This window comes from Collinsella aerofaciens, from assembly GCF_015548375.1.
GTDB classification, from domain to species: Bacteria; Actinomycetota; Coriobacteriia; order Coriobacteriales; family Coriobacteriaceae; genus Collinsella; species Collinsella aerofaciens_AB.
The window spans coordinates 21,384-28,529 of record NZ_JADMWW010000028.1; the positions used below are offsets into that span (position 1 = coordinate 21,384).

The following is a 7,146-nucleotide window of genomic DNA, read 5'->3' on the forward strand; positions in this document are numbered from 1 at the left end:
CGTCTTGTTGCAATTAGTCCTCGTCTTTTTGGTCTGCGAGCAGCTCCACGGACGTAAGCCCCAAAATCTCGTCGGCCTCCTCGGCATCTTCCAGCACGTCAATGTCCTTGAGCTTGCGCTCCATGACGTTGGTGCGCGTGGTGATGATGCCCTCGACCGTTTTGCCCGCGGTCTCGATCTGCTGCTGGGCGCGGCGCAGCGCCTTTTGATAGCGCGGCAGCTCGGCCTTGACGGCGGAGAGCACGCGCAGCACGTCGTCGGTACGTTTTTGCAACTTAAACGTCTGATAGCTCATCTGCAGACTGTTGAGGATGGCCGCCATGGTGCTGGGACCGGCTACGTTGACGTGATAGTCGCGGCCCAGGGTCTCGATAAGCCCGGGGCGGCTGACGACCTCGGCGTACAGTCCTTCAAACGGCACGAACATGATGCCAAAGTTGGTCGTTGCCGGCACACTCAGGTACTTTTCGCAGATGTCCTTTGCCTCGCGTTTCACCATCATATCGAGCGTCTTGCGCGCTGCGGCAACGGCCTCCGCATCGCCCGACTCCTGGGCGTCGATCAGATGCTCGTACGCGTCGCCCGGGAATTTGGAATCGATCGGCAGCAGCACGGGATCGCCCTCGTCTACCGGCAGCTTGACGGCAAACTCAACGCGCTCCGAGGCACCGGGCTTGGTGGCGACGTTTTCCAGATACTGGTCGGGTGTAAGGATGTCCGCCAGAATTGCACCCAGCTGCACCTCGCCCAAAATGCCGCGCGCTTTTACATTGCCCAGCACACGCTTGAGGTCGCCTACGCCGGTGGCGATAGATTGCATATCGCCCAGGCCCTTATACACGGCCTCGAGCTGGTCGCTCACCTGCTTAAACGATGCCGACAGTCGGTCGTTGAGCGTGCGGGAGAGCTTCTCGTCCACCGTCGCGCGCATCTGATCGAGCTGCACGTTGTTGTCTTTGCGGATGGCGCCCAGCTGAGCATCGACCGTCTCGCGCACCTTGTCCAGGCGATGCTCGATGCCCTCGCGATTGGCGCCGAGCTGTTGGGCCGTCTCGCGGCGCAGGTCATCCATCCGGTCACCAGCTTGCGAGAACTCGCGTGCGATGGTCAGGTAACGTTGCTGCTCCACGGCCGCATCGGTCGTCTGCTGCTGCGCGATGGCATTGGCCGTGCGGCGGGTTTCGGCCAGCGCGACGTTCAGGGCATCGAGCGCGTTGTTGGCCTGCTCGAGTGCTGCCAGCGTTTCCGCGCCACCGTCGCCACGCTCCCGCAACTCGGCACGCAGGCTCTTGAGCTGAAGGGCGCAAGCCGCAGCAACCCCCACCGCCACCAAGGCGATCGCAACAAGCACAATATCAATAGCAGACATAATCTCCGCCCAACAAACCCAATCGAGCACCAATCAAAACCGCGATCAATCTTACCCCGCCACACACACCGGGCGCCCGGCCCCTTCTTGGGTGCCCCTCTCCTCCGCATATTCCATAATGCGGCGCGCCGTTTTCCTGCTCACCTTTGAGTCATCGCCGGCCAAGTATGCGTATACGTTTCCTTTATTCAGGTGCAGAGCACGGCAGAGGCCATAGCGCGTTACACCCGATTCCTCCAATGCTTCCAGCGTTTTCTTTCTCATCAGGGCGTTCACCCTTCTATCGGCCGCCGGCTTTTCCTTCACCGCTCTATACGCACGCCAAACGTTGGCATAACGATTTGGGAGCTCACTTTTGGCGCATAGAGACGCCATGCTACCCGCTTGACCGTACAAGGATAAAACGTCTCGGTAATCCCGTTCCATCCACGAGCCCTCGGATAAACCCAGAACGTATTCGGCTTTTCCTTGCGCCAAAGCGAGCAAAAACAGAGGCTCCGCCACGCGCGGCGCATCCGTCGTCGCCTGCTCAACCAATTTTCTAAAACTCAGCGACCGCTGTCCGGATAGCTCTCGGCAATAGCCTTTTAAGAATCCCTCAAAGGTCAGATTCAACCGAGCACCTCCTTTTTGTATTGCCTGTATGCACAGACCATCTCTTGATAACTCCGCTCCGAAGGCGACGACGCCAGCGCCTCTCCCTCGTCGAATATAAGCCGTTCGAGCAACCCCCAATCAAGTCGGTCGACGAATGCCTGACTATGAAGATCGATGATGTCGTTCGGACGACAGGCATAGAGCTTCATTACCGCCAGGTCCTCCAAGGATGGCGTAAAGTACCTGATAAAACGCGCCCCAATATCCAAGGGAATCAAACGATCTTCGTAATTGAACGGCATCTGATTACAATATGCCACCGCCATACCATTCACCTCGGGGTATCGAGCTATGATCTCGCGGAGGCACCTATCTGCCTCAAACACATCAATGTCATGTGTAACCGAACGATTCGTCACATCGTTTAGCATGAAGGCGCTTCCTCCCACCAATACAACGTTCGGCCTGTCGTCTCTTGGACCTATTTCCAGCTCCGCCTCTTCGTCAATGCCCAAAAGAGTCTGTTCTAAATCCTGCTTATACATAACAAATCCTATTATTATTCATCTTCAATAATACTATTAAGTCGCATGACAGGACCCACAGGATGCGAGGATTCTACTCATGGCGATAATCCCTACACCCTAGAAGTCCTAATGTGACAAACGCTAACTCTCCCAGCCGGCGCGGATTGTTGTTATGACATCGCCTAGGCGCTGGTCGAGGGCTGACAGATGTTGGAGCACCTCGTTGGGCGATGCGCCGTTGAGGATGCACGTGAGGGCATACGACGCCAGAAAGATGGCCGCAAGCCCTAACGGGATGAGCACGATCATCGCCAATATGCGCAAGCGCTGGCCCACACGGCGACGACGCGCACGACGCTTGTCGAACGCGAGCTCCTGCGCATATGAATCTTGCTGTACGGAATAGGCCTCTGGCGCCGATTTACACCCGGGCACAGCTGCAGGTACAGCAGCGGGCACGACATTTTGCGCAAAGGGCTGGGCTGCCGCCCCTTGCATTTGCATCTCTATAAGCCGTTGCTGTTGGCGCAACATGCGCTCGGCTTGTTGCTGCGGAGTCTCAAGAAACAGATCCATGCTGGCCTCCAAAATCGGAGCATTCGACGCTTACGACCAGCATCCCGCACCGCCATGACCGCGACAACGCAATCGCCGGCAATAGCCACAAAGTTTCTTCTGCTCAAAAGCTGTCGAAAAGCTCAACAACTCCCCTACCAGCACTTTCTCTGAGCTTTTTTCGCCAACAATCTTTTGGCCTTCCACCCTTACGCCAACTGACCAAAATCTAACCAATAGCTTGACGAAAATTGTGGAGACCGGGACCCCACACAAAAAGTGCCGCCCCAAAGGGGCGGCACACAACTTATTATCAGCTTTTCTGTAACGAGCATGCGACGACTCAACGCCGGGGCGCAGGGCGGGGAAACCTTTGCCTCGCGCGACCCTGCGAAGCCGTGAGCGAGAGGGGAAGGTTTCCCCGCCCTGCGCCCCGTGGTCGGTGAGAACAGACTACATGCCCGCGAGACCGCGGGCGGCGGTGGCGCACATAAATGCCAAGACGAGAATCACGAGCGACCCGGCGATGTCTGCCAGCACGCCCATTACGCGGCGCTCAAACAGCCAACTCTCAAAGTGCGGGGCAACGTTGCGGCAAACGCGCCACAGCAAGATGCCCATACCGATGACGCCCGGGATATTGAGCAGTAGGATCTCGGAGCACAAAAGACCGATCAGGTTGCCGGCGGCAAAACCAGCGTCGCCCTCGCAGTATTTGCGATAAATCATGTACAACATGTACGCCACAAACGGCTGCAGGCACGCAGAGATAAACGTAACCACCATCGAGGGGTCCTGAGAAAAGACATCGGTGAGTTTATCGACACTCGTGGCATCTTTCGAAGCCAAGAGCAAGCCAATGACCACCACGGGCACCACGCCCAAGATAACCTCGACCAGAGTAAACAACTTAGCAGTCAGATCCTCGCTAGCCGTATTGAGGTGAGGCGCCCACTCAGGATGAGCATGCGCGCCAACCTTCTTGTCCTTCTCGACACGATCGACCTTTTTACCCTCGGCAACCCGACGACCAGGATCCTTGCGAGTTCCCGCCGCAGCAACCCGAGCCCGAGACTTCTTACCCATACAAAAACACCCCATCAGGTAGTAGATAAACTAAAAGTCGCTACCCAGTGTACCCCACCCATGAACGGTGCCATCCCAACCAGTCCCCATACAAAAACGTGCCGCCCCGATAGGGGCGGCACACAAACTTCTTATCAGCTTTTCTGTAGCGAGCACGCGACGACCCAACGCCGGAGCGCAGGGCGGGAGGCCGGATTGCCTTCCCTCAACGCGACCCTGCGGAGCCGTGAGCGGGGAGGGGAGGCAATCCGGCCTCCCGCCCTGCGCTCCGCAGCAGCCAGCGCCAAGCGCTAGTAGTTCACCACCTGCTCCTCAAAGTACGCCTTGGGGTGGTTACACACCGGGCACACCTCAGGCGCCTCGGCACCCACATGCAGGTGCCCGCAGTTCAGGCACTTCCACACCTTCACGCCCTCACGCTCAAACACCTCGCCCGACTCGATGCGCTCGACGAGCTTGTTGTAGCGCTCCTCATGGGCCTTCTCGACTGCGGCGACACCACGGAACTTTGCGGCAATCTCGGCAAAGCCCTCTTCCTCGGCGGTCTTGGCAAACTCGTCGTACATCGTGGTCCACTCGTAGTTCTCACCCGCGGCGGCATCGCGCAGATTGTCCAGGGTATCGGGGACGGCGCCATCGTGCAGATACTTAAACCACAGTTTGGCGTGCTCGGACTCGTTGCCAGCCGTCTCGGCAAAGATGTTCGAGATCTGAACGTAGCCGTCCTTCTTGGCCTTGGAGGCATAGTAGCGATACTTGGTGTGTGCCTGGGACTCACCGGCAAAAGCAGTCTCGAGGTTCTTCTTGGTTTGGGAGTTCTCAAAATCCATAGGTGTACTTCCCTTCAACGCATACCGCCCGTAGGCTTCGAGCGGCCTCGTCTTTAGGATGCCCTCATGCCGGAAATCTAAACCTTACAATCCTGTTCTTCAGATTTGCACAGGCTAGATGCTCAGCCAGCGATCGCCCTCGGCTCGGCAAAAGCCCTCACGCTCCAGGTCGGCTAGAATGCCCGCGACAAGCTCGCGCTCGACCGGTCCACGCCCAGCCGCCGCTTCCATCTCGTTAACGCCCACCACGACATCAGCAAGCGTAATCCCCGCCGGCTGGCCATCGCGCGCTGCCAGCAACATGCGCACGATATGCGCGCGCTTTTGGCGACGTGAGCCCTCAAACTTTGACTGACGGCTATAGCCCGCCGAACGCCTAGACGGATTGGGCAACGTCTTTTTAAGATACGCGCCGTAATCCAGCAATGCGTAATACCACGCGCGCGGCGTGTCGGCATCGTCCTGAGGCGCGGCAAAGGGCGCAATCTCGTCCGCCGACGCACCGGGAGCCGGCGGACAAGCAGCCTGGATCAGCGGCACCAGCTCGCGATCGGGAACAGCCGGTACATCGGGAAAGAAATGATGCAAAAAGACCGTGCGCACGTTGGTCTCCAGATACACACCTGGAAGATCAAACGCAAACGACCGGATACCCTGCGCCGTTGCCGGGCCAATACCAGGCAGGGCGACCAGGTCACGCGTCTCGCGCGGAAACTCCCCGCCCCAATCCTCTACGACCCGTTGAGCGGCCCCATGAAGCGCCAGAGCGCGTCGGTTGTAGCCCATGCCCTGCCAAGCGTCCAAAACATCGGAAGGCGCGGCCTGGGCAAGCGCCTGCACAGTCGGAAAACGATCGAGCCACACCGGCATGCGCGCCTCCACACGCGGCACCTGCGTTTGCTGCAGCATGACCTCAGAAAGCCAAATGATGTACGGATCGCGTGTGCGGCGCCACGGAAGGTCGCGATAACGCAGGACCCCTTCCGAACGAATCATCGAACGAAAGGGGTCCTGGATCATGGCTATGCTCCTTATGCGGCGCTATTCCTCCCGGTAAGCGCACGCGCAGATGGCGTACTCGGGAAACGCTTCGCGGTCGGCGAACTTGGGATCGACGGCCGGGAACTGGCGGTGAGCGACGATGTCGCCGAGCGAAACGGAATCGAGGTAGTCGCGCATCAACGCCTGAGCTCCGGCCCACAGGGGATGATAGCAGCACGCGCCCATGCGCGCACAGTCACCATCGGGCGCGGTGCAATCGTTCATAACCATAGGACCCTGAACGGCCTCGACGACCTGGCGGATAGTGACGTCGTCCGGACTGACCTTGAGACGCATGCCACCGTGGACGCCACGCAGGCTCTCCACAATACCGGCCTGGACCAAACCGTGCTGAATCGAGCGGGCAAACGAATACGGGACATTGACCTCTTCGGCAGCGGTGCGAACAGAAAGCAATCGCTCCGGATCCTCGGCAAGCATCGCCAGCATGCGAAGGGCGTAATCAGTCTTCCTCGATATGTCCATTTTTCCCCTTTCAAGGAATACGAACAGCTCGAACGAGCTCCGGGACCGAGCTTGTGTCGAGACGCTAAATGACCGCCAGGACATCCAAATGGTAAATCGGATATCAACTGAGTGCCGCGCTTGGAGCGAAATGCATCAAATGCGGCGCACAGTGCAATTTAGTATAACCTAACCCCCTGTCTCGTTGAACAGGTGTTGCGCAACAAAGCTGTTGTTCAGACAGATATACTTATTAGATTTTACTTGCGTTCCCGAAGGCGCGGGGATTCTGGGCGAAGATGCACCAGGGCGATCGTTCTATCGAAACAAAGTGCATCAAACGCAAAAAGCCACGTCCGAAGACGTGGCTTTAATTGCGTTGGCGGGAAGTACGGGGCTCGAACCCGCGACCTCCGACGTGACAGGCCGGCGCTCTAACCAAACTGAGCTAACTCCCCAGGCAGACGTTCGCGTTTGTTTCCGCTCGCGTGCGCTGCGAGGATTAGTATACACAGAAGTCTGTCCGCCGCGCAACAACTTTTTTGAAAAAATTTTTCGGTCCCTCCGGGAGGGTCTCCGGGGCCGGCTGGCGCGGGTTTAGTTTGCTGCTCTACAGTCCTGCGCAAGACGGAAAGCACATTAAGTGCTTTCCTTTGCGTGCGGAACTCGCGACAAA

8 protein-coding genes and 1 tRNA gene are annotated in these 7,146 nt (G+C 58.1%); all 9 read right to left on the reverse strand.

Translation table 11 applies throughout. The annotated features are described in order from the left end of the window. Positions 1–13: 13 nt before the first annotated feature. The 9 genes from I1969_RS10055 to I1969_RS10095 all read right to left on the reverse strand — a co-directional run bounded on the left by I1969_RS10055 (position 14) and on the right by I1969_RS10095 (position 6,928). The gene (locus I1969_RS10055; RefSeq protein WP_195235011.1) at positions 14–1,369 is read right to left on the reverse strand and encodes a DNA recombination protein RmuC; all 1,356 of its coding nucleotides are present in this window, start codon (positions 1,367–1,369) and stop codon (positions 14–16) included. A gap of 51 nt (positions 1,370–1,420) precedes the next feature. Then, positions 1,421–1,984, reverse strand: a complete 564-nt coding sequence (locus I1969_RS10060; protein ID WP_195235012.1) for a transcriptional regulator — start codon at positions 1,982–1,984, stop codon at positions 1,421–1,423. After that, a complete protein-coding gene (locus I1969_RS10065) occupies positions 1,981–2,511 on the reverse strand; it encodes a DUF6036 family nucleotidyltransferase (RefSeq protein WP_195235013.1) in 531 nt (176 codons plus the stop codon). Before I1969_RS10065 ends, I1969_RS10060 begins: the two co-directional genes overlap by 4 nt. Positions 2,512–2,634: 123 nt before the next feature. Next, a complete protein-coding gene (locus tag I1969_RS10070; protein WP_195235014.1) occupies positions 2,635–3,069 on the reverse strand; it encodes a hypothetical protein in 435 nt (144 codons plus the stop codon). A 432-nt stretch (positions 3,070–3,501) separates the two neighbouring features. After that, positions 3,502–4,134 (reverse strand): hypothetical protein, encoded by a 633-nt coding sequence (locus I1969_RS10075; RefSeq protein WP_195235015.1) that lies wholly within the window; start codon positions 4,132–4,134, stop codon positions 3,502–3,504. Between the two features lie 290 nt (positions 4,135–4,424). Then, positions 4,425–4,964 carry a rubrerythrin gene (rbr, locus tag I1969_RS10080; protein ID WP_055252097.1) on the reverse strand — a complete coding sequence of 180 codons (540 nt, stop codon included), beginning with the start codon at positions 4,962–4,964 and terminating at the stop codon, positions 4,425–4,427. 114 nt (positions 4,965–5,078) lie between these two features. Continuing rightward, on the reverse strand, positions 5,079–5,984 hold the full coding sequence (locus I1969_RS10085; protein WP_195235016.1) for an HhH-GPD family protein: 906 nt from the start codon (positions 5,982–5,984) through the stop codon (positions 5,079–5,081). A gap of 21 nt (positions 5,985–6,005) precedes the next feature. Continuing rightward, a complete protein-coding gene (locus I1969_RS10090) occupies positions 6,006–6,491 on the reverse strand; it encodes an RrF2 family transcriptional regulator (RefSeq protein ID WP_195235017.1) in 486 nt (161 codons plus the stop codon). Positions 6,492–6,850: 359 nt separating this feature from the next. Beyond that, positions 6,851–6,928: transfer RNA gene (locus I1969_RS10095), tRNA-Asp, on the reverse strand. Positions 6,929–7,146: the final 218 nt, after the last annotated feature.

Excerpts from the sequence above, each read along its gene's own strand:
- I1969_RS10065 (WP_195235013.1), bottom strand. The coding sequence starts at position 2,511 with ATGTATAAGCAGGATTTAGAACAGACTCTTTTGGGCATTGACGAAGAG.
- I1969_RS10090 (WP_195235017.1), bottom strand. The coding sequence starts at position 6,491 with ATGGACATATCGAGGAAGACTGATTACGCCCTTCGCATGCTGGCGATG.
- I1969_RS10085 (WP_195235016.1), bottom strand. The coding sequence starts at position 5,984 with ATGATCCAGGACCCCTTTCGTTCGATGATTCGTTCGGAAGGGGTCCTG.
- rbr (WP_055252097.1), bottom strand. The coding sequence starts at position 4,964 with ATGGATTTTGAGAACTCCCAAACCAAGAAGAACCTCGAGACTGCTTTT.
- I1969_RS10075 (WP_195235015.1), bottom strand. The coding sequence starts at position 4,134 with ATGGGTAAGAAGTCTCGGGCTCGGGTTGCTGCGGCGGGAACTCGCAAG.
- I1969_RS10070 (WP_195235014.1), bottom strand. The coding sequence starts at position 3,069 with ATGGATCTGTTTCTTGAGACTCCGCAGCAACAAGCCGAGCGCATGTTG.
- I1969_RS10055 (WP_195235011.1), bottom strand. The coding sequence starts at position 1,369 with ATGTCTGCTATTGATATTGTGCTTGTTGCGATCGCCTTGGTGGCGGTG.